21 protein-coding genes are annotated in these 19,901 nt (G+C 67.3%); 13 read left to right on the forward strand and 8 right to left on the reverse strand.

The genetic code is table 11. From position 1 onward, the window contains the following. Positions 1 to 36 precede the first annotated feature (36 nt). The 3 genes from Pla175_RS02800 to Pla175_RS02810 form a co-directional block, all read right to left on the reverse strand. Complete coding sequence (locus Pla175_RS02800) at positions 37 to 1,581, reverse strand: ATP-binding response regulator (RefSeq protein WP_145281130.1); 1,545 nt, start codon at positions 1,579 to 1,581, stop codon at positions 37 to 39. 62 nt (positions 1,582 to 1,643) lie between these two features. Then, positions 1,644 to 2,417: a response regulator gene (locus Pla175_RS02805; protein WP_145281132.1), complete on the reverse strand. Its 774-nt coding sequence runs from the start codon at positions 2,415 to 2,417 to the stop codon at positions 1,644 to 1,646. A 288-nt stretch (positions 2,418 to 2,705) separates the two neighbouring features. After that, the gene (locus tag Pla175_RS02810) at positions 2,706 to 3,575 is read right to left on the reverse strand and encodes a radical SAM protein (RefSeq protein WP_145281134.1); all 870 of its coding nucleotides are present in this window, start codon (positions 3,573 to 3,575) and stop codon (positions 2,706 to 2,708) included. Between the two features lie 161 nt (positions 3,576 to 3,736). On the opposite strand from Pla175_RS02810, the gene Pla175_RS02815 reads away from it, so the two are divergent. From Pla175_RS02815 to Pla175_RS26970, 3 genes are all read left to right on the forward strand, one after another. Beyond that, entirely contained in the window at positions 3,737 to 4,747 is a 1,011-nt protein-coding gene (locus Pla175_RS02815; protein WP_145281136.1) for a DUF1559 family PulG-like putative transporter, read from the forward strand. Between the two features lie 71 nt (positions 4,748 to 4,818). Further along, positions 4,819 to 5,055, forward strand: coding sequence for a ribbon-helix-helix domain-containing protein (locus Pla175_RS02820; protein WP_145281138.1), 237 nt, complete (start codon positions 4,819 to 4,821; stop codon positions 5,053 to 5,055). Beyond that, a complete protein-coding gene (locus tag Pla175_RS26970) occupies positions 5,052 to 5,399 on the forward strand; it encodes a type II toxin-antitoxin system RelE/ParE family toxin (RefSeq protein ID WP_197527228.1) in 348 nt (115 codons plus the stop codon). Before Pla175_RS02820 ends, Pla175_RS26970 begins: the two co-directional genes overlap by 4 nt. 6 nt (positions 5,400 to 5,405) lie before the next feature. Here Pla175_RS26970 and Pla175_RS02830 read toward each other — a convergent pair whose 3' ends face one another. From Pla175_RS02830 to Pla175_RS02840, 3 genes are all read right to left on the reverse strand, one after another. Next, positions 5,406 to 7,403: an ABC transporter ATP-binding protein gene (locus Pla175_RS02830; protein WP_145281140.1), complete on the reverse strand. Its 1,998-nt coding sequence runs from the start codon at positions 7,401 to 7,403 to the stop codon at positions 5,406 to 5,408. A 111-nt stretch (positions 7,404 to 7,514) separates the two neighbouring features. Then, entirely contained in the window at positions 7,515 to 7,760 is a 246-nt protein-coding gene (locus Pla175_RS02835; protein ID WP_145281142.1) for a hypothetical protein, read from the reverse strand. A gap of 90 nt (positions 7,761 to 7,850) precedes the next feature. Then, positions 7,851 to 9,041 carry a hypothetical protein gene (locus Pla175_RS02840; RefSeq protein ID WP_145281144.1) on the reverse strand — a complete coding sequence of 397 codons (1,191 nt, stop codon included), beginning with the start codon at positions 9,039 to 9,041 and terminating at the stop codon, positions 7,851 to 7,853. Between the two features lie 306 nt (positions 9,042 to 9,347). Here Pla175_RS02840 and Pla175_RS02845 point away from each other — a divergent pair, with 306 nt between their 5' ends. From Pla175_RS02845 to Pla175_RS02855, 3 genes are all read left to right on the forward strand, one after another. After that, on the forward strand, positions 9,348 to 10,061 hold the full coding sequence (locus Pla175_RS02845) for a lipoate--protein ligase family protein (RefSeq protein ID WP_145281146.1): 714 nt from the start codon (positions 9,348 to 9,350) through the stop codon (positions 10,059 to 10,061). An 80-nt stretch (positions 10,062 to 10,141) separates the two neighbouring features. Further along, a complete protein-coding gene (locus Pla175_RS02850; protein ID WP_145281148.1) occupies positions 10,142 to 10,711 on the forward strand; it encodes an NUDIX hydrolase in 570 nt (189 codons plus the stop codon). 127 nt (positions 10,712 to 10,838) lie between these two features. Beyond that, positions 10,839 to 11,663 (forward strand): ribonuclease H-like domain-containing protein, encoded by an 825-nt coding sequence (locus Pla175_RS02855; protein ID WP_145281150.1) that lies wholly within the window; start codon positions 10,839 to 10,841, stop codon positions 11,661 to 11,663. A gap of 1 nt (position 11,664) precedes the next feature. Here the strand turns inward: Pla175_RS02855 and Pla175_RS02860 are convergent, their stop codons facing one another. After that, on the reverse strand, positions 11,665 to 11,877 hold the full coding sequence (locus tag Pla175_RS02860; RefSeq protein ID WP_145281152.1) for a type II toxin-antitoxin system RelE/ParE family toxin: 213 nt from the start codon (positions 11,875 to 11,877) through the stop codon (positions 11,665 to 11,667). Between the two features lie 69 nt (positions 11,878 to 11,946). Continuing rightward, positions 11,947 to 12,231 (reverse strand): hypothetical protein, encoded by a 285-nt coding sequence (locus Pla175_RS02865; RefSeq protein WP_145281154.1) that lies wholly within the window; start codon positions 12,229 to 12,231, stop codon positions 11,947 to 11,949. A gap of 134 nt (positions 12,232 to 12,365) precedes the next feature. Between Pla175_RS02865 and ilvN the strand changes: the two genes are divergently transcribed. From ilvN to Pla175_RS02900, 7 genes are all read left to right on the forward strand, one after another. Then, complete coding sequence (gene ilvN / locus Pla175_RS02870) at positions 12,366 to 12,866, forward strand: acetolactate synthase small subunit (protein WP_145281156.1); 501 nt, start codon at positions 12,366 to 12,368, stop codon at positions 12,864 to 12,866. 197 nt (positions 12,867 to 13,063) lie between these two features. Then, on the forward strand, positions 13,064 to 14,071 hold the full coding sequence (ilvC, locus tag Pla175_RS02875) for a ketol-acid reductoisomerase (RefSeq protein ID WP_145281158.1): 1,008 nt from the start codon (positions 13,064 to 13,066) through the stop codon (positions 14,069 to 14,071). Between the two features lie 147 nt (positions 14,072 to 14,218). Further along, positions 14,219 to 14,893, forward strand: coding sequence for a 4'-phosphopantetheinyl transferase family protein (locus Pla175_RS02880; RefSeq protein ID WP_197527229.1), 675 nt, complete (start codon positions 14,219 to 14,221; stop codon positions 14,891 to 14,893). A 240-nt stretch (positions 14,894 to 15,133) separates the two neighbouring features. Next, on the forward strand, positions 15,134 to 16,594 hold the full coding sequence (locus tag Pla175_RS02885; RefSeq protein ID WP_145281162.1) for an Lpg1974 family pore-forming outer membrane protein: 1,461 nt from the start codon (positions 15,134 to 15,136) through the stop codon (positions 16,592 to 16,594). Positions 16,595 to 17,042: 448 nt separating this feature from the next. Then, positions 17,043 to 17,513: a TadE/TadG family type IV pilus assembly protein gene (locus tag Pla175_RS02890; protein WP_145281164.1), complete on the forward strand. Its 471-nt coding sequence runs from the start codon at positions 17,043 to 17,045 to the stop codon at positions 17,511 to 17,513. Positions 17,514 to 17,547: 34 nt separating this feature from the next. Next, on the forward strand, positions 17,548 to 18,024 hold the full coding sequence (locus tag Pla175_RS02895; RefSeq protein ID WP_197527230.1) for a TadE/TadG family type IV pilus assembly protein: 477 nt from the start codon (positions 17,548 to 17,550) through the stop codon (positions 18,022 to 18,024). Between the two features lie 97 nt (positions 18,025 to 18,121). After that, positions 18,122 to 19,885: a TadE/TadG family type IV pilus assembly protein gene (locus tag Pla175_RS02900; RefSeq protein ID WP_145281168.1), complete on the forward strand. Its 1,764-nt coding sequence runs from the start codon at positions 18,122 to 18,124 to the stop codon at positions 19,883 to 19,885. The last annotated feature ends 16 nt before the right edge of the window (positions 19,886 to 19,901 follow it).

Genomic DNA, 19,901 nt, shown 5'->3' on the forward strand with positions numbered 1-19,901 from the left:
GATTGCCGAAGACAAATCGACTTTCGGCGGGGAGGGTCACACGCACTCGGCCGCGCCGCGGTCGACCGTGGCCATCGCGCGGTTCAGCTCCGCCATGTCGATCGGCTTGACCAGGTGGATGTCGATCCCCGCGGCCTGCGACTGGGCGCGGTCGCGGTCGCTCCCCCACCCGGTGACCGCCACGATGGTCGGCCGGGGGTCGATCCGCTGGGCGCGGATCCGGCGGGCGGTCTCGTAGCCGTCCATGCCGGGCATGCCGATGTCCAGCAGGATCACGTCGGGCTTGAACGCGCAGGCCTGCTCGATGCCGGAGCAGCCGTCGTGGGCCGCGCGTACCGCGTAGCCATCAAGCTTCAGCAACGAGGCGAGCGTGCGGGCCGCGTCAACGTTGTCGTCTACCACCAGCACGCGGGTCGGCCGGCCGCGGTCGGTGGGCGGGGGAGACGGCAGTGCGGCGAACACGCCGGAGAGCTCCGGGGTGGGCTCGGTCATCAGGGCGGGGTCTGCCGCGGGCAGGCGCACCGTGAACCGGCTGCCGCGTCCGGGGCCCTCGCTCGACACGGCCGCCTGCCCGCCGTGCATCTCCACCAGTTGCTTCACCAGCGCCAGGCCGATGCCCAGCCCCTGGCTCTCGCGCGTGCTGGAGGCGTTGGCCTGGGTGAACAGCTCGAAGATGGCGTTCTGCGATTCGAGGGCGACGCCGATGCCGTTGTCGACGACGTGCAGCACCATCTCGGTCGGCTCGGAGTCGAGGAAGATGCGGATCCGCCCCTGGCGCGGCGTGTACTTGGCGGCGTTGGAGAGCAGGTTGGTGACCACCTGGATCAGCCGCAGCGGGTCGCCGTTCACCGCGGCGGGGAACGCGGGCCGCGAGAACTTCAGGTCGTGCTCGTTGCTGTCGATCTGCGGCCTGACCATCTCGATGGCGCGGTCGATCACGTCGCGCAGGTCGATCACCTCGCGTTTGAGCGTGAGGCCGCCGCGGAGGTAGCGCGAGACGTCCAGCAGGTCTTCGACGATGAGCACGAGCTGTTCGAGCTGGCGGCGCATCGAGCGGCGCACCTCGCGGCGTTTGTGCGATTCGAGGTTGGGGCGCTCCATGTACTCGATGCCGGTGCGGAGCGTCGCCAGCGGGTTGCGGAGCTCGTGGGCCAGCAGGGCGAGGAACTCGTCCTTGCGGCGGTCAGAGTCGCTGAGCTGCTTCGACATGGCGTCGCAGTTGCGCGCGTGCTGCTGCGAGAGGGCGTGCTCCTCGTCGTTGCGGCGGAACAGCACGATCGCGACGACGCCCACCAGCCCGTACACAAACAGCGCCACCAGGTGGGCCGGGTCGCCCCCCAGCAGGCTCCCCTCGGGCGGGATCACCCACAGCGCGGTGGCGAAGATCCCCATCACCAGCGCCAGCACGGCCGGCCCCGATCCGCCGACCCAAGCGGTGAGCAGGACGGAGACGTAGTAGAGCGCAAACGGGACGCGGTCTTCCAGCGAGACCGATAGAAAAATCCGCACCCAGGTGACCGCAACAGTGCTCGCGATCGCGAACCCGTACCTACAAACCGCATCCTTCACCCAAGGACTCATCCGCCCCCCCAACTAGTCTGATGCCGCGTTGATACGTCCCCCCGCCCCAAGCCGTCGCGGCCCTAGTGGCCGGCGTGCTCGAGGTCGCCGCTCATCTCACGGACCAGTTCGCCCGGCTTGATGGGCTTGGTGAACCAGCGGTCCACGCCGCGCGGGCCGATCTCTACCCCCCCGGAGCCGGGGTCTTCTCCGGTCACGGCAAACACCTTCACGCCTCGGTAGTCGGGGTTGGCGCGGATGGTGTCGATGGTCTTGCGGCCGTTCATCCGCGGCATGTTCATGTCCAACAGCACCATGTCGGGCCGGTCCTGTCGGGCGAGCTGCACCAGCGCTTGCAGGCCGTCGGCCGCGGTGTCGACCTCGAACCCGCTGAGCCGCAGGTAGCCGGCCAGCAGCTCGCTCTCGTTCTGGTCGTCCTCCACCAGCAGCGCACGGCGCCGCGGCGGCGTGGCCGGGGGCTTGGCGGGGGGGTCTTGCTCGGAGTCGATCCGGTCGAGCTGCGTGATGGCGCGGGCGAGCGACTCGAGGGCGTCGTCTTGCAGCCCCGCCTCGAGCTGCTTCTGCACCAGGCTCAGCCCCAGGTGGGCCGTGTTCAGCCGGTTGCGGAGGTCGTGCCGGCGTTTGGCCGCGGCGGGGTCGTCGGCGCCCTGCTTGGCGGCCTCGGCCTGTAGCTGCGCGCCGAGCGTGTCGACCAGCTCGTGGCGGAGCACTCGGACGTTGTCCGGGGCGTCGACGCCGATCCGCACCTTGTTGCCGCTGACGCGGAGGATCTCTACCGAGATGCCGAGGTTCGGGAAAACCACCTTGTCTTGCGGGCCGCGCGAGAGAACGAGCATGGGGACCTCCGTTTCGAGTTCGGCCGGGAGTCTCCACCCGGCGGCAGACGCCGTCGCTCCGCGATGGCGTTCCGCTGTGTAACATCTGGCGAGCACGTGACGCCCGGACCCAGGAACTACCTCCCTGGCGGCCGGCGTTGCGGAGGTCCCTTCCGCGGCTCGCGACTTTTGGTCAACCAGAAATCTAATCCGCCCCGGCCGGTTTGCCTACGGCAGTTGGCGAAGGATTTTCTTCTGCTAGCACGCCCCAGCGTCGGCCCCCGGCTCCGCGGGGGGCTGACGACCGGCTCACCACGTCCCTACGCCGTAGTAAGGCTCGGCGGTCAAACCGGTTCGGGCGTGAACGAGGCCCACGATCGCGTCGACCTCGGCGTCTTCCAGCGGGCCGACGTACGACTCGGTCGGCTTGCGGGCGACCGTGTACACCTGCACCAGCCGCAGCCGGCCGCCGGCTGCGGTGATCTCATTCAGCCGGTCGCAGAACGCCTCTAGCTCTGCCGCGGGGGGCGCCTCGCCCGCGACGCGCATGAAGAGCGACTGGATCACCAGCGGCCGCGTCTGCGCGGCGGCCGTGATGTTGTCGACGATCCGCTGGAAAGGGATCGTGGTGCGGTCGATCTGCTTGAAGTACTCGGGGGTGCCCGCCTCGAGCTTGGCCCACACCTCGCCGTTGTTCTGGTCGAGCACCTCGAGGCCGCGCTGCACCACGGGGCGGTGGAACATGCTGGCGTTGGTGATCAGCACCATCTTGACGTCGTCGAGCGCCAACTCCCGCTTGACCCCCGCGGCGAGGGTCATCAACTGATCGAAGTTGCGGTACGTGGTCGGCTCGCCGTCGCCGCTAAAGGCGATGTCGTTCAGCCGCCGCAACGCGGGGGGGACGTCGCGGAACCGCGGGTGATCGAACAACTCGCCGGACGCGGCCAGGCGCAGCGACCACCGCAGCTCACCCAGCAGGTCGTCTGTTTCCACGAACCGGGTCTCGCTGCGCGTGGTGCGGTCGACCTGGCAGTAGACGCAGTCGAAGTTGCAGACCTTGTCGGGGTTCAGGTTGACGCCGATCGACACCCCGCCGCTACGCCGGCTGAGCACCGGGTAGACAAACCGGCTGGTCTCGAACGACCGCGAGTGCTGCGTGTGGAGCGGGAGGGGGTTCATGCGGGGGGCTTGTCCGCCTGGGCGAACGGGGCTTGTCGCTGCGCGACGGGGTTGCGGGAACGGCGGATCTGGCGTTGGCAATAAACCGCGGCGGGGGTGCGAAAAAGGGGTAAGGCGTCGGCGGCGGCGCCTCCGCACACCCTTCTCCAGAGGTTCACGATATGACGGCCCCAACACGAAGGCAAACGGGTTTTACGCTGGTCGAGCTGCTGGTGGTGATCGCCATCATCGGCACGCTGGTGGCGTTGCTGCTGCCGGCGGTGTCGATGGCGCGCGAGTCGGGGCGGCGTTCGGCATGCCTGAACAACCTGCGGCAGTTGACGCTGGCGGCGATCCAGTTCGAAGGGAGATTCCAGCGTTGGCCCGGGTCGATCGAGAAACTAGACAACAACCGGCTGGCGTCTCAGGAAGGAGAGCACTTTAGCACGTGGCCGGTGTCGCTGCTGAACGACCTGGAGCAGGCAAACCTGTTCGAGGTCTACGCCGCGGGGGGCGCCCCCGAGCCGTTCCTGTCGGTCATGCTCTGCCCCAGCGACGGCTACAAGCAGCGGTCGGGCGCGGCCAACTCGTACGTCGCCAACGCGGGGCGCGCGGGGCCCGCCAACGCAGAGAAGGCCGCAAACGGGCCGGCGCTAAACCGCGCCTACCGACCCCTGGCCGAGATGCGTGAAGGGATGTGGCGAGACGGCCGCGAGTACACGCTGACCTATTCTGAGTCGCTCGAGGCGCCCCGCTTCGACGAGGTGGGGTGGAGCGGGTTCGACCGAGACTGGCCACTGCCGGACCACACGTTCATCGACGGCGACTATGTCTCGGGGGGCAAAGACCACCTGTGGGCGTCCGTCTTCTTCTGGCACAACAAGCCGAGCGAGTACGTCATCATCAACGGTCGGTCGGCGGGGTGCTCCACCAACTGCGCGTGCGACACGGCCGACTACAGCGTCCGACGCTACACCAGCGATTGTGGGAACGGGTTCGAGGACCAGCGCTCCGCCTGGGCCAGACCCTCCAGCAACCACCCGGGCGGCGTGAACGCGGCGTTCGCCGGCGGACGCGTGGTCTTCCTCAAACAAGACATCAACTACGACGTCTTCCGCGGGCTGATGACCCCCAACGACCGCCGGTCGGACTCGCCCAACCCGGGGATCTTGATTGACGACGCGTCGTACTGAGCGACCGGCGTCGATCGGCGCCGCGTGTGTGCTATAATCGACGCAGCGGTCTAGCCCAGGAGACATTGACGATGACGCTGCCCGTGCCCAACGACCTCGCCCAAGAAATCGCCGATCGCATCGCGGCGGGGCAGTACAAGAGCGAAGAAGATTTCGTGCGCGCCGCGGTCGAAGCGCTCCGCCGCCAGGACACCGAGCTGGCGGCGATCGAAGAGGGGATTGCTGCGTGGCGCGAAGGCCGCGTGAGTGACCTCGACGAGTTCTCAGCCGAACTGCGAAAGGAGTTTGGCTGGGAAGAAGACAAGTGAGTTTTAAACTGCGTGTTACCGATCCGGCCAAGGACGACATCCGTCAAATCGTGACTTGGTGGTCCGAGCACCGAGACGCGGGACAGGCTCAGCGATGGCAAATCGGGCTTGAGACGCGGGTCCGGACGCTGAGGCAGCGTCCGACCTCCAGGCCGCTGGCGCCAGAGAGTCGGTACAGTTCCGTCCCGGTACGTCAGCTGAACTACGGAGTGCGAGGCAGGCCAACGCACCGTGTCTTGTTCATCGTGACCGAGAACGAGGTCGTCGTCCTACGCGTACTCCACTTGGCCCAGGACGCACTCGCTCCCGAAGACCTAGGCTTCGACGGACTTTCGAATCCCTAATCGCCCCTACGCGCTCTCGCGGTAGTTTACGTGGCACAACCTGCGGAACAGGTCGCAACGCGGCAGCAGCTCCTCCGGACGGCCGACGTCGATCACGCGGCCCTTGTCCATCACCACCACGCGGTCGGCCAACGTCAGGGTGCTGGGGCGGTGGGTGATGAGCAGCGTGGTGCGGCCGCGGGTGAACTCTTCCAGCACCTGGTGGATCAGGTGCTCGCTCTCGACGTCGATCTGGCTGGTCGCCTCGTCCAGGATCAAGATCTCCGGGTCGCGCAGGATGGCCCGCGCCAGCGCCACGCGCTGACGCTGCCCGCCGGACAGGCGTGAGCCGCCGTTGCCGACGATCGTGTCGTAGCCGTCCGAGAGCTTCTCGGTGATAAAGGTGTGGGCGTGCGCCTGGCGGGCCGCGGCCTCGATCTCGGCGGGCGTGGGGTGGTCGGCGCCGTAGGCGATGTTCGAGGCCACCGTGTCGTTGAACAGCACGGCGTCCTGCGTCACCAAACCGATCCGCTTGCGGAGGTCTTCTAGCCGCACGTCGCGCACGTTCACGCCGTCGATGGTGATCGCGCCGGAGTCCGCGTCGAAGAACCGGGGCAGCAGGTTCAGCAGCGTGCTCTTGCCGCAGCCGTTGGGGCCGACGATGGCGATCGTCTCGCCGGCGGCCACCTCGATCGTGGCGTCGATCAACACGGGGTGGTCGACGTGGTAGGCGAAGTTGACGTCCTTGAACACCAGCGCCCGACGCAGCGGCGGGAGCGCCACGGGGTTCTTCGGGTCGACGATGGTCGGCTCGCGGTCCAGCACCTCGTAGACGCGGTCGGCCGAGGCGCTGGCGCGTTGGATGTCTTGCAGCAGGCTGCTGAGCCGACGCGCCGGGTCGCTCATCCCCACCAGCATGGCGAAGAAGACGCTCATCATGCCGTGCGTGAGCGGCTCGTTGCTGATCCGCAGGCCCAGCAGGTGCGTCTCCTGGTTGAGCACCAGGTACCCGCCGGCCAGGGCGGCCATCACCACCATCGCCACGCCCAGGTTCTCTGTGATCGGGCTCACCAGCGAGTTGTAGAACGTGATCTTCAGGCTGCGGCGGTAGAACATCCGGCTGGAGGCCTCGAACCGCCGGCGTTCGATCGGCTCCATCGTGAAGGCCTTGATCAGCTTCATGCCGCTGAGGGTTTCCGAGAGCGTCTCGTAGATGCCCGAGAGCTCTTCCATCGCGCGGCGGTTGGCGCGTTTGATCGCCTTGGCGAGCCAGCGGATAGTGATCGCCACGATCGGGGCGATAATCGCCACCACGATCAGCAGCCGCCAGCTAATCATCGCCGCGGCGAAGAAGCAGGTGATCATCTTCAGCGGCTCGAGCACCGCCTGGCCGAACAGCGTCTGCACCCCCCCGCCCACGGCGCCGAGGTCGTTGGTGCAGCGGTTCATCAGGTCGCCGCGGCCGCGCTCGGAGAACTCCGCCATGTCGAGGCGCAGCATGTGCGCGTAAAACCTGTCCCTCAGCTCGCGGCTCACCTGGGCGCCCAACCGGCCCACCAGCACCAGCGAAACGATCCGCAGCGCGTTCTTCAGCAGCGTGCAGCCCATCACGAGCCCGCAGACCAGCAGCAGCGTCTTGAACGGCGTGCTGGGCATCCAGCGCTCGACCCAGGGACGCAGCCAGGCGATGCGCTGCGCCTTCTGGGCGAAGGTGGCCGCGTCGTGCTGGGCGATGGCCAACCGGCGGTGGAGCTCGGCCTGCTCGGCCTCCGGGGCGGCGTCGAGCTGCTGGTTCACGTTCTCGATGGTCGCACGCGCGGCGGCCAGCGACGTATCGGCCTGGGTCGCTTCTTCCTGCACCCACTCGTGCAGCGAGCGGTTCTGCATGATCACGTCGACCACCGGCCAGACCGCCGCCAGGTTGAACGCCCAGAAAAAGGCGACCACGACGGAGCAGAGCACCGCTGCCGCTACGTTCCAGCGGTGTGAGAGGGCGATGCGGAGGACGCGGGTGTAGTTCTTCATCCCAGAACGCACGGCGTGTTAGGGGGGCAAGAAGTGGGAGCGGGGTTCTAGCAGAGACCGGCCCACGCAACCAATGGCGGATGCCGCCGGCGTGCTAGCAGCCCGGGGGCCCTAGTCGAAGGGAGTCCGGTCGTCGTCAGAAGGCCGGCGGCGGAACAGCCGACGGGCCTCGCGCACCAGCCCCGCGAGCACCAGCACCACCAACGGGGCGCCCGCGGCGAACAACACAAAGTACATGCGATCGGCGCCCCCGCGCCGCATGCCCCCGTACCCGGCCGAAGCGATCGCAACGATCAGCGTCAGCAAGAAGAGATGCCGCGTACCGAAGCGGAAGCGATTGCGGGGGGGCTGTGACATCGTCACAGTATACCCAGATCCCAATCGCCGCCGGGCTACGCCCCGGCGCCGCGATTTGATGGGGTATTTACTCCGCCACGCGCCGCCGCGCTAAGCTCCGCAGCTCGCGCACCCTTCTTCCACCGGGACCCGCATCACCACCGTCCGCGGGACGCGGAAGGTGCGGACGAACTCTTCTTGCCGGCAGACCTGCACCGGCACCTCGACCGTCTGGGTCTCGGTCACGTACCGGCAGGTACGCACCGTGTAGGGCTCAACGCGTTCTTCGGCAACCATCTTGCAGGTCACCACGGGCACCTGGCGGACGCGTTCCTCGGTCACCATCTTGCAAACCTGCACAGGCACCTGACGCTCGATCCGCTCCACCACCTGCTTGCACACCTGCACCGGCACCTCGCGGACCCGCTCTTCGGACACCATCCGCACGGTCTGCACCGGCACCTTCCGGCACTGCACCTCGGACACCATCTTGCAGACCTGCACAGGCACCTGCTCAACAACCTGCTGCGCGCACATCTGCGTCACCGGCACCTGCACCGCCACCAGATTGGGGCGGTAGACGCGCTGCACCACCTGCTGCGGCGGCGTCTGGGTGTTCACCCACGACAGCCCCGGCCGGATGGTTTGCACCACGCCGGTGGTCGGGTCGACCGTCTGCTGCGGGCCGACCCAACGGAGCCGTGGGCCGGAGGTCTGGCCGGGGGTGACCGACACCACGTCTTGGAAGCCGCCCTGATCGACCACTTGGGTAACGTTGGTCGTGACCGGCATCATCACCGTGCGGGTCTGCGCCTGCATGACCGTCTCGGTCACGGGCCGCTGGACCACGTACTGCTCGACACGCTCGCTGGTCTCGGTGACTGGGCGTTGCACGACGAAGCGCTCTTGCCGGACCTGCGTCTCGGTGACGTTGCGCACCTGGTTGTAGCTGGCGTCGCGGTACACGGTTTCGTACACGGGCCGCTGCACGCTGTAGCGTTCTTCACGCATGCTGGTTTCTTGCACGGGGCGCATCACGGTGAAGCGGCGTTCGCGTTGCTCGGTCTCAAACACCGGCACCCGACGCGTCACCTGACGCTGCTCCATCACCGTCTCGGTGACGGGGCGGTAGCAGGTGACCTGCCGTTCTTCGTACACGGTCTGGCAGACCGTCTTGAACGCCTGTTGGCAGCAGGGCTCGCCGCAGGCCTCGCAGCCGCTCTGGGCGAGCGCACGGGGACCGGCCAGGTTGCTGCAGCACATCGCCGCGGCCAGCACAACGCGAAAAGGAGTGAGGTTCATCAGAGTTACGACCCAAAAACGGGAACCTGAAAACGATCGGCCAACGCCAAATGGAAAAGCCGTTGAGCAACTGTGCGTGACAAACCGCGGCGCGGCAAATCAATTTTCTTCCGCGCCACCGCTAGCAGCACAAAAACATTCAAGCACAATTCGACTTAGAGCGCTAACGGAGTTTATGACTGCCCCAATTGTGGGACGACACTCCCGGGCGTCCAATGCCCATTGCGCCCCGTTTCTGCGGCCCGCGGCGGGCCGAAACGCTACAATCGGCGCCACCCCCAAAGTCGCCCCCTCACGCATAGCGCCATGCGCCTGGTCTACCTCACCCTCCCAACCCCCGCCGAGAACCTGGCGCTCGACGAGGCGCTGTTATCAGAAGGGGAAGAGACGCTCCGCCTGTGGGAGACCCCCACCCCGATGGTCGTGCTGGGCCGCGCCAGCCCCAGCCAGAGCGAGGTCGACCAACAGGCCTGCCGGCGCCACGGCGCGGCGGTGCTGCGACGCATCAGCGGCGGCGCTACGGTAGTCGCCCTGCCCGGCTGTCTGATGTACGCCGTGGTGCTCAATACGGCCAAACGACCCGAGGCGCGGGCCATCGACGCGGCGCACCGCTACGTGCTGGGGAACTTGGTCGACGCGCTGCGGCCCTTCGAGCCGACCGTGCGGATCGCCGGCACCAGCGACCTGGCCGTCCAGCGCCAGGGGAGGCTGCTCAAGGTCAGCGGCAACAGCCTACGCGTCACCCGCGATCGGCTGCTGTACCATGGCACCCTGCTGTACGCGGCCGACCTGCCCCTGGTGGCCGAGCTGCTGGGAACCCCCGAGCGGCAACCCGACTACCGAGAACGCCGGCCCCACGGGGAGTTTGTCGCCAACCTCCACGCAACCGCGCCACAGCTTGCTGAGTCGCTGACGCGGGTTTGGGGGGCCGCGGAAGAAAGCGCCCCGCGTGCGTTGGAGCGGGTTGAGGGGCTTTGTGCTCAGAAGTACGCGCTGGCGAGTTGGAACCTCGCTCGGTGAGGGGGCGCCCGTCGGCCAACTACGCTCCGCAACTAACAACCGACAACTGGCAACTGACAACTGGCTGGCAACTGACAACGATGCATCGACAACCCTTGCTAGCGCTGCTCGACCGCCACGACGCTCGGTTTCCCGCGGAGCGTGGCATGACCGACCGGGTGCGTGCGTTGGTCGCCGCGCATGAGGACTGCTTCGCGCGTACGTGCGTGCCGGGGCACGTGACGGGGAGCGCCTGGATCGTGTCGGACGACGGCGCCCGCGTGCTGCTGCTGCACCACCGCAAGCTGGGGATCTGGCTGCAGCCCGGCGGGCACGCCGACGGCGACGCCGACGTGCTGCGCGTCGCGATGCGCGAGGCAGAAGAAGAGACGGGCATCCCGGGGCTCAAGGCGGTGGACCCCCACACGCCGCTGGATGTCGACGTCCACCTGATCCCGGCCCGCCACGATGCAGCGGGCGCCCAGATCGACCCGGCCCACGAGCACCACGACATCCGCTTCTTGCTGGTCGCGCCGCCGGGGGCAGAACCCGTGGTCAGTGACGAGTCGCACGCGGTGCGGTGGGTCCCCCTCCCAGAGCTGGAAGCATGGACCACCGAGACAAGCATCCTGCGGATGGCCCAAAAAGCAGCACAGCGCCAAGACAAGTGATAGCCCAATAGCTGGCAGCTATTGGGTTGCGGTGCTACTGGGTTACTGGGCTATTGGGTTGCTTGGGGTTGGGATCCGCGACTCCCGCCGCGTACGATAGCGCATCAAGTCACCACGCGCCCCCGCTATGCAAGAATCCCTCCGCCGCCGCCTCGAAGCGCTCAACCGCGACCGCGTCGACGGCGCACCCGCGCCGCCACCACGGCCCGTGGTGCGCGATGCGCCGCTGCTGCCTGCGACGGCCACGGGGCTGCTTTCGACCGGCGTTGTCGAGTCGACCCCCGCCGGCGAGCACCTGTCGATCGTCGTGCCGCTGGGCGACCTCTGGCCCGGGGGAGAGCGCCTGGTCGACGCCCGACGGCAGTTCTTGATGGAGCTGGACGACCTGGCCGAGCCCTTCCCGGCCTGGCTGTCGGCGTTCCCCGCGCGCTCGGTGCTGCTGGACCTAGAGACCTGCGGGCTGGGGGGGGCGGCGCTCTTCTTGGTTGGGCTGCTGCGTGAGGTCGACCACCGGCTGGTGGTCGAGTTGCTGCTGGCCCGCAACTACGCCGAGGAGGCCGCGGTGCTGCACTCGCTCTGGCGCCGGCTGGAGGGCGCCGAGGCGCTTGTCACCTATAACGGCAAGAGCTTCGACTGGCCCACGGTGCTCGACCGCAGCCGCCGGCACCTGCTGCACAAGTCGCACGCGCTGGCGTGCCCCGCGCTGCACCTAGACGTGCTGCACCCCGCGCGGCGCAAGTGGAAGAACCTGCTCCCCGACTGCCGGCTGCTGACGCTCGAGAGCCGAGTCTGCCGCCGCCGCCGAGCGCTCGACATCCCGGGCGCCCGCATCCCGGCCGCGTACGACGCGTACGTGCGCACGGGGCGTGCGGAAGAGATGGAGCAGATCCTGCACCACAACGCGCTCGACCTGGTGACGCTGCTAGACGTGACGCTGCGCGTGGCGGCTTGAGCTAGTCCATCAGGGAGTCGATGTCGCGGGCGCCGTGGAGGATGCGGTAGACGTAGACGCCATTCGGGTCCGCGGCATAGAAAAGCACGTAGGGGCGGACCGTGAGGCGACGCATCCTTCTTCCGCTGATCTCAAAGCTTTCGCCCATCTCTGGATTGCGTGACAGCCGAGAGAGCTTCGATCCGAAGCAGCATTCGATCCGCCGCTCTCTCATCGAAACCTGCGATATAGGCCAGCGCTTCTGCCAAGTCGAGCTTGGCGAGCGCCGAGAGCGTGTACCGAGTCATTGGCCGTTCGCCCGCTTGGCAGCAGCGGCGATAACCCCTCGGAAGTATTCCGGGTCGAACTCAACCACGTCGCCTCGGTCGACCGCGTCGATCCCCTCCTGAAGCTTGCGCTCGCCCTCGGGGGTCAGCTGAAACGGCTTCACCCGCTCCACCGCGTAGGTGGTTTGTGACTGCGGGTCGAAGAACTCGGCATACCCGTCCCCCGCGGCTAGGGCGGCCCGCTGCTCCGGGGTGATCGGGATGGCGGGGGGAACGGCGATCGGGGGGGTGGGCGTGTCCATGCCCCGATTATAGCCCCCGCCGCCGGGCCGGTGAACATTGGCCCCGCCGGGCGTGTCCTGCGGCCGGTTGCGGGCCCCATGGGCCGTGACTAAACTTCTACCTTCCCTACAGTTAGGACTCCCGCGAGGCGGTTATGCGGCACGTGCTTTCGGCCCTGGTTCAAAACGTACCGGGCGTGCTTGCGCACGTCGCGGGGATGCTCGCCTCGCGGGGCTACAACATCGACAGCCTCGCCGTGGGCGAAACCGAGCAACGCGACCTGTCGCGGATGACCTTCGTGGTCGTCGGAGACGACAGCGTGCTCGACCAGGTCCGCAAGCAGCTGGAGAAGATCGTCACCGTCGTCCAGGTAGACGACATCAGCTCGCAGGAGCACGTGGAGCGCGACCTGATGCTCATCAAGGTCCGCACCCCGTCCGGCAAGCGGAGCGAGGCGCAGGAGCTGACCAACATCTTCCGCGGACGCGTGGTCGACGTGTCGGCCGACGAGATGATCGTCGAGATCGCCGGCCAAGAGAAGAAGATCGAGGCGTTCATCGACGTCATGCGGCCGTTCGGCATCGTCGAGCTGGTCCGCACGGGCCGGATCGCGATGGTCCGCTCGGCAAGCCAGCCGGCGAACGACAAAGCTTAAGCACGGATAACGAAAGACGGACGATGGCCACGAAAAGGCACAAAAAAGCACAAAGACGGAATGACCAATAACCAATAGAAGAACTGCATGACGCAGGCGTCCAGTCTTTGGTCATTGAGGATTTTTTGTGCTCTTTGTGCCTTTTTGTGGCCATCTCCCTTAAGGCATTTTCACTTAACGATTTCTCGGAGATCCTGATGGCCGCCACGGTCTACTACGACAAAGACGCCGACCTCAAGCACCTTGCCGGCAAGACCGTTGGCATCCTGGGCTACGGCTCGCAGGGCCACGCCCACGCGCAGAACCTGCGTGACAGCGGCGTGAAGGTGATCGTGGGTCAGCGCCCCGGGGGCGCCAACTACGACCTGGCCAAGAAGCACGGCTTCGAGCCGGTGAGCGCCGCCGACGCCGCCAAGCAGGCGGACGTGCTGAACATCTTGCTGCCGGACGAGCTGCAGGCCGAGGTCTTCGAGCGCGACATCCGCGCCAACCTCAAGCCGGGCAACGTGCTGATGTGCTCGCACGGGTTCAACCTGCACTTCGGGCTGATCGAGCCCCCCAAGGGGGTCGGCCTGCTGCTGGTGGCGCCCAAGGGCCCGGGCCACCTAGTGCGGAGCGAGTTTGTGGCCGGCGGCGGCGTCCCCTGCCTGATCGCCACCGGCGGCGACAACGAAGACGCCAGCTTCAACATCGGCATGGCCTACGCCAAGGGGATCGGCGGCACCCGCGGCGGCGTGATCCGCACCTCGTTTGCCGAAGAGACCGAGACCGACCTGTTCGGCGAGCAGGCTGTCCTCTGCGGCGGCATCAGCGAGCTGATCAAGGCGGGCTTCAACACCCTGGTCGAGGCGGGCTACCAGCCAGAGATGGCCTACTTTGAGTGCATGCACGAGGTGAAGTTGATCGTCGACCTGCTGTACCAGGGGGGCCTCAGCTACATGCGTTACAGCGTGAGCAACACCGCCGAGTACGGCGACTACCGCACCGGCCCGCGGATCGTGACCGACGAGACCCGCGCCGAGATGAAGCGCATCCTAGAAGACATCCAGTCGGGCCGGTTCGCCCGCGACTGGATGCTGGAGAACAAGGCGGGCGCCCCCAGCTTCAAGGCGACCCGCCGCCGCGAGCGGGCCCTGCCCATCGAGCAGGTCGGCAAAGAGCTGCGCCGCATGATGAGCTGGATCGAAGAGAAAGAAGTCGACTAAGCGAGCCGAGCGTCGCAGTCGGAGCAAGCGTTCGGGAAAAGCGAATAGCCGATGGGCTCCGCCCCGTCGCGGTCCTTCTGTTATCGCGTCCGGTCCGAAGCGCAGCGACGGGGCGGAGCCCGTCGGCTATTGGGTTTCGTGTGTGCTATGACGGATCCACCCGCCATCCGCGTTTGGTACTGGCGCACGTGCGACCCCTGCACCGCGGCCCAGTGGTCGCTGCTGGACGGGGCAGAAACCGCCTGGGCGCACCGCTTGGTGCGCGACGTGAGCCGCACCCGCTACGTCGCCTCGCACGTGGGGCTGCGCACGCGGCTGGCGGAGCTGACGGGCGAGCGGCCCGAGGCGCTGCGGTTCAGCACGGGGCCGCAGGGGAAGCCCAGCCTGGTTGGCGGCGGGAACCCGTCGTTCAACCTGGCCCACTCGGGCGACTGGGCGGCGCTGGCGGTTTCGACCCTCGGCGAGCTGGGGGTCGACCTGGAAGTCTTCCGCAAGGTCCGCGATGCCCGCGCCATCGCCCGACGCTACTTCGCCCCCAGCGAGCACGCGGCGATCGAGGTCGATGAGCCGGACACCCCATTCCTGCGGGTGTGGACCCGCAAGGAGGCGGTGGTGAAGCTAATCGGCACCGGGCTGCTGCAGCCGCTCACGTCGTTCGCGGTCCCCACCTCCGCCGAGCCGGCCGAGTGGATCGACCTGCCGCAACCCAACCCGATCGCCGAGCCACGGTGCTGGGTCGCGGCGCTGCGGGCGCCCCAGGGTTGCCTGGCGGCGTTGGCCACCGCGCGGGCGCCCGCGTCCGTCACGATCGAAGAAGCGTAGCCCCCAAGCAAGCGCCCCTCCCCACTTTGGCGCAAGTAGCCGACGGGCTCCGCCCCGTCGGGGTGCGTCAATGGACGCGTCGTTCGGACGCCCCCTGACGGGGCGGAGCCCGCCGGCTAGCTAGGGGACACGCGTCCCCGGGGGGTGATCGGGCTTGCTTGCTTTGCGACCAGGTTCTATAAGCCGCCCCGCATCCGGAGCCGTGTCGGCTGTTCGGACCCAAAACTTTAGGTGGCGAGGATGCCCCAACCAAATCTGCCCCGAACCGCACGAAACGCCCCTGCTAGCTGGGTGCTGGCGGCCCTGTTGGTCGCGACCCCGGCCGCTGCGCAGGATGCGCTGTGGACCGCCAACCGCAGCGTCCCCGCCACGCCGAGCGCGGACGTGGTGGCGTCGGGAACCTTGGTGGCCAACCCGAACCGCGTCGCGGGGGCGCCCCCCTACGCGATCGCCGACCGCGACGGGAAGATCGTGCGGCTGGTCGAGCCCAACGGCGGCGTCGACCTCCCCGCGATGGTCGGCCAGCGGGTGCGGATCCGGCACGACACGGGCAAGACGCTGCTGGCGACGCAGCTCACGGCGCCCGACCCACAACCCCTGCAGCAATCGCTGCCCATGCAGCGGGCGGACGACCTGGTGCGGCTCGCCCAAGGCTACGCGTACGTCGACACCGGCATGGACTGCCCGCCGATCATGATGGAGCCGTGCGGGCCCGCGTGCCCCACCTGCCCGCCGCCGTGCGCGCCGGTCTGTGTGCCCGTGTCGCCCCCCCCGCCCGGCAGGTGCGAACTCTGCACGCCGCGCAGCTTTGTTTTCGGCGAGTACCTGCACCTCCGCGGCATCGACGGCGACGTCACCCATGCCCAGCAGCAGAACGGGATCGGGGGCGCCGGCACCGTGCCGTTCGGACAGATCGGCACGGTCGATACCGACTACTCTTCGGGCTACCGCGTCGGCGGCGGCTTGTGGCTGGACGAGTGCTCCGGCCTGGCCGTCTCCTACACCCGTTTCCAGGTCGACGGGACCGACACCGTGACGCCCCCAAACATCACGGGCGGGGGGGGCGCGGTAGGCTCGCTGGTGCTGCACCCCGGCGCCGCGCTGACCGCTTCGGTCGGCCCGGTCACGGCCAACTACGACATCAGCTTCCGCCTGGCGGACGTGATGTACCGCGACGCGATCACCTGCTCGCGCTACGTCGAACTGAACTACGCGCTCGGCGCGGTGTTCGCACAGCTCGACCAAACCTTCTCGCAAACCGGCGTCTTCGGCGGCGGAGCGGGGGGGCAGATCGACACGCGGGCCAACGTAGACTTCGAAGGGGCGGGCCTCAAGGCGGGCCTCGACGGCCGGCGCCGGCTCGCCGGGGGTTTCAGCGTGTACGGTCGGACCAGCGCCTCGGCGATGACCGGCCGGGTGAACGCGGACTTCACGCAAACCAACGCCACCACCACCGCCCTGCTGGCCAACTCGGTGTGGGAAGACAACCGCTTCGCGTCGATCCTGGAGTACGAGTTGGGGCTGGCCTGGAGCACCCCCAAGGAACGCTTCATGGTCTCTGCCGGTTACCTCTTCCAGCGTTGGGGGGGCGTGCTCCCCACCGATGAGTGGATCCGCGGCGTGCAGTCCAACAGTTATGTCGACCTCGACAACTCGCTCGGCTTCGACGGCCTGACCGCCCGCGCCGAAGCCCGCTGGTAGGGCCCCGCGATCAGTCCTCTGACCCCAGCCAGGCCCAGCGGAACGAGCCGCGGCCTCGGGCGTCTTTCTGCCCGCGATTGATTTCTCTGCCGGCACGCAGGGAAAGCTTGGGGTAGGCTTCTCGTTGGTGCGTCCGCGCCGGTCGGCCTTGAGCGCAACGCCCCGCTGTGCGACGGCTTGCGTCCCGCTTCTGCCGGGTGAGCCCGCCCCGCGTCTGCCTGGTTCCTCGACGATGCGCCGAGAAGGGTTCCACTAGGCGCGGCCGGCCCGGCCCCATCTCTCAACGCCCCCGGTTATTTTCCCCGCACGGGGGGGAAACGTGACCTACGTTTCTGGTAGAGGGCCAATTATTCATTGCCCTTGAGACTTATCCAACCGTGCTTTTCCAGGCGCTTTGCCCCGCGACCCGTCCTTGGCGCGTCGGCTACTTTTACTCCGCGTTTCGGCCATGCCCCGAACCCCCCGTCAACACGAGCGTCGCGGCACGTCCGCTATCGAGGCGGCGTTTGTGCTGCCGGTGTTCTTGTTCTTCATCTTCGCCCTGATCGAGTTCGGTCACGCGCAGATGGTGAACAACGTTCTCCGCAGCGCGTGCCGCGAGGGCGCCCGGCTCGGGTCGACCACCGGCAGCTCGTCGGCGGGGGTCGAGACACACGTACGCAACGTCCTATCCAGCGCGATCAATCCGGCGTCGGTGACGGTGTACGTGAAGAGCGCCGCCTCGATGGAGACGACGTCCGCCCCAGACACGGCCGCAACACAGCTCGAGGCGATGCCGGATATCGAGCTCGCCGACGCCGAGTCTCGGCAGATGTTCATGGTGCGGGCCAAGGTGCCGTACAACTCGATCGCCCTGGTGCCGATGCCGTTCATGCACGGCGTGGTCCTGCAGGGACAAGCGTTCATCCGCCATGAGTAGCCGCCCAACCCCGTCCGCTGCCAGGAACTTGACCATGACACGAAACAGGTCTCCAAAGACCGACCGCCGCGGCGCCGTAGCGGTCGAGTTTGCCGTGATCGCCCCGGTGCTGATGGCGATCGCCGTGGGCATGATCGAGGTGAACCGCGTCTACGAGGCTCAGAACCTGCTGGCCACCGCCGCCCGAGAAGGCGCCCGTTTCGCGTCGATGGACCGCGAGGGCCTGCTGCGGGACGGGCAGACCGCCAACCAGAAGCTGTCGGACGACGTGAAGACGTTCCTCGCGTCCAACGGCATCCCCCGCGACAGCGTGCAGGTGGGGATCAAAGACCACGACAACCCGTCGCTGGACTTCGACATCGACGAGCCCACAAACGACCTGCGGCTCTTCGAGGTCCAGGTCTCGGCCGACTACTCCGGGGTGAGCTACTCCCCCGTGGCGCCGGGCGACGACTACTCGATGTCCGCCACGATGGTGTTCCGCAACGGCCGTGCGACCATCAGCCAGTAGACAGCAATCCGTATCGTCCGAGTCGTCGCTTAAGAACCGTCGTTTTACTTCCCAAGTACGTGAGCCAGAAGCTCGAACTTTCCCGGAGAAACGTGTCATGAAGTCCTTGGTCCAGAACCGCCGAAGGGTCCCCGCGCCCAGGCGCGGCGTGGTGATCGTGCTCACGGGGCTGCTGTTGGTGGTGATCTTTGCGTTCGTGTCGCTCTCGATCGACTCGGGCCGGATCGTGCTCACCGAGACCCAGATGCAGAACGCGGTCGACGCCGCGTCGTTGGCCGCGTCGCAGGAGATCACCGCGGCGGTCTACGCCGCCGGCCAGGGGCAGGGCTCCGCGAACATCGACGCGAACTCCGACACCGTCGCCCGCGCCCGGCTGATGGCCGCCGATATTGCGGCCGCCAACGGCGTGCACGTCGACGCGGACACCGACGTCTTCTTCGGCAAGCGCGGCTACGACTTCAACACCGATAGCTGGGTGACCCAGTGGAACCAGTCCCCCTTCAACGTGGTGAAGGTGGTCGCCCGCCGCACGGACGCGGACCTCTCTTCCCCCAACGGCGAGCTGCCGCTCGCCTTCGGCTGGGCGGTCGGCCGCCAGAGCGTTCCGTTGCAAACCACAGCAACCAGCTTCGTTGAGGCGCGCGACATGGTGCTGGTGCTGGACTTCTCTGGCTCGATGAGCGACGACACCGAGATCAGCGCCTTCGGTCGACTAGGCCAATCGCAGGTCGAGGCCTCGTTGGACGTCATGTGGGACGAGCTGCGCGACAGCGACGCCCGCTGGCCCGACAAGCCCAGCGTACAGAAGTGGCTTCCGGCGTTCGGCGGGATCAACTCTTCGGTCGGCACGTACATCAACAGCAGCAACACCGACTACATCTACGGCCAACTGAAACTGGGAGAGAAAAAATCGGACGGGACGCTCAAGTACCCGTACCCCCAATCGGGCCGCTACAGCGACGGCTCTCCCAAAAACTTCCCGACCGACTCGCAGAGCGAGTCGCGGTGGAAGAGCTACATCGACTACGTGAAGAGCAACGGCGGAACGTACAAACGCAAGTTCGGCTTCCGCTCGCTGATGAACTACATCCAGCAGAACAACCAGATGACGTGGACCGAGTCCGAAGACCTCTGGCGGACCTCGCACTACCCCTTCACCGCGGTCAAGAACGGCGCCTCGCTCTTCCTGAACTTCCTCGATGAGCTCGGCTACGGCGACGAGATCGGCGTGGTGAGCTACGGCTCCTACGCGGTGTGGGAAGACTCCCACCAAGACGGCGAGGTTAACCTCGACCTCACCAGCGACCCCATCTCCGACGACTACGCCGCTGTAGACGCCATCCAGCGCCGCCACCAAGCGGGCCACTACGACGTCTACACCAACATCGGCGACGGCGTGCTCAAGGCCCGGGAGTTGCTCGTCGGCAAAGAAAGCGACGCCAACGACACCGGCCACTCCCGCTACGGCGCCCGCCCGACCATCATCCTGATGACCGACGGCAACGCCAACCGCCGGCCCAACAACTGGAGCCTGCCCGGCAGCTTCCAGTGGAAGGACTGGACGGACTTCGACGGCAACGGCACCGCCGACTACTCCACCAGCGACAAGAACATCCAGTACGCCTTCTGGGAGGTCACCAAGGCGGCCGAACGCGGCATCACGGTCCACACCATGGCCGTGGGCGCCGGCGCCGACCGCGACTTCATGCGGGCCGCGGCCTTCGCCGGCAACGGCTTGTTCATCAGCGTGCCGGGGGGTTCGACCATCGCCGAGATGGAAGACCAGATGCTCGAAGCCTTCGGCCGGATCGCCTCGAAGGTGCCGCCGGCCCAGCTCGTGTACGAGATGCAGAGCAACTAGCGCGGCAGAGCCGCGG

The organism is Pirellulimonas nuda (genome assembly GCF_007750855.1).
GTDB classification, from domain to species: Bacteria; Planctomycetota; Planctomycetia; order Pirellulales; family Lacipirellulaceae; genus Pirellulimonas; species Pirellulimonas nuda.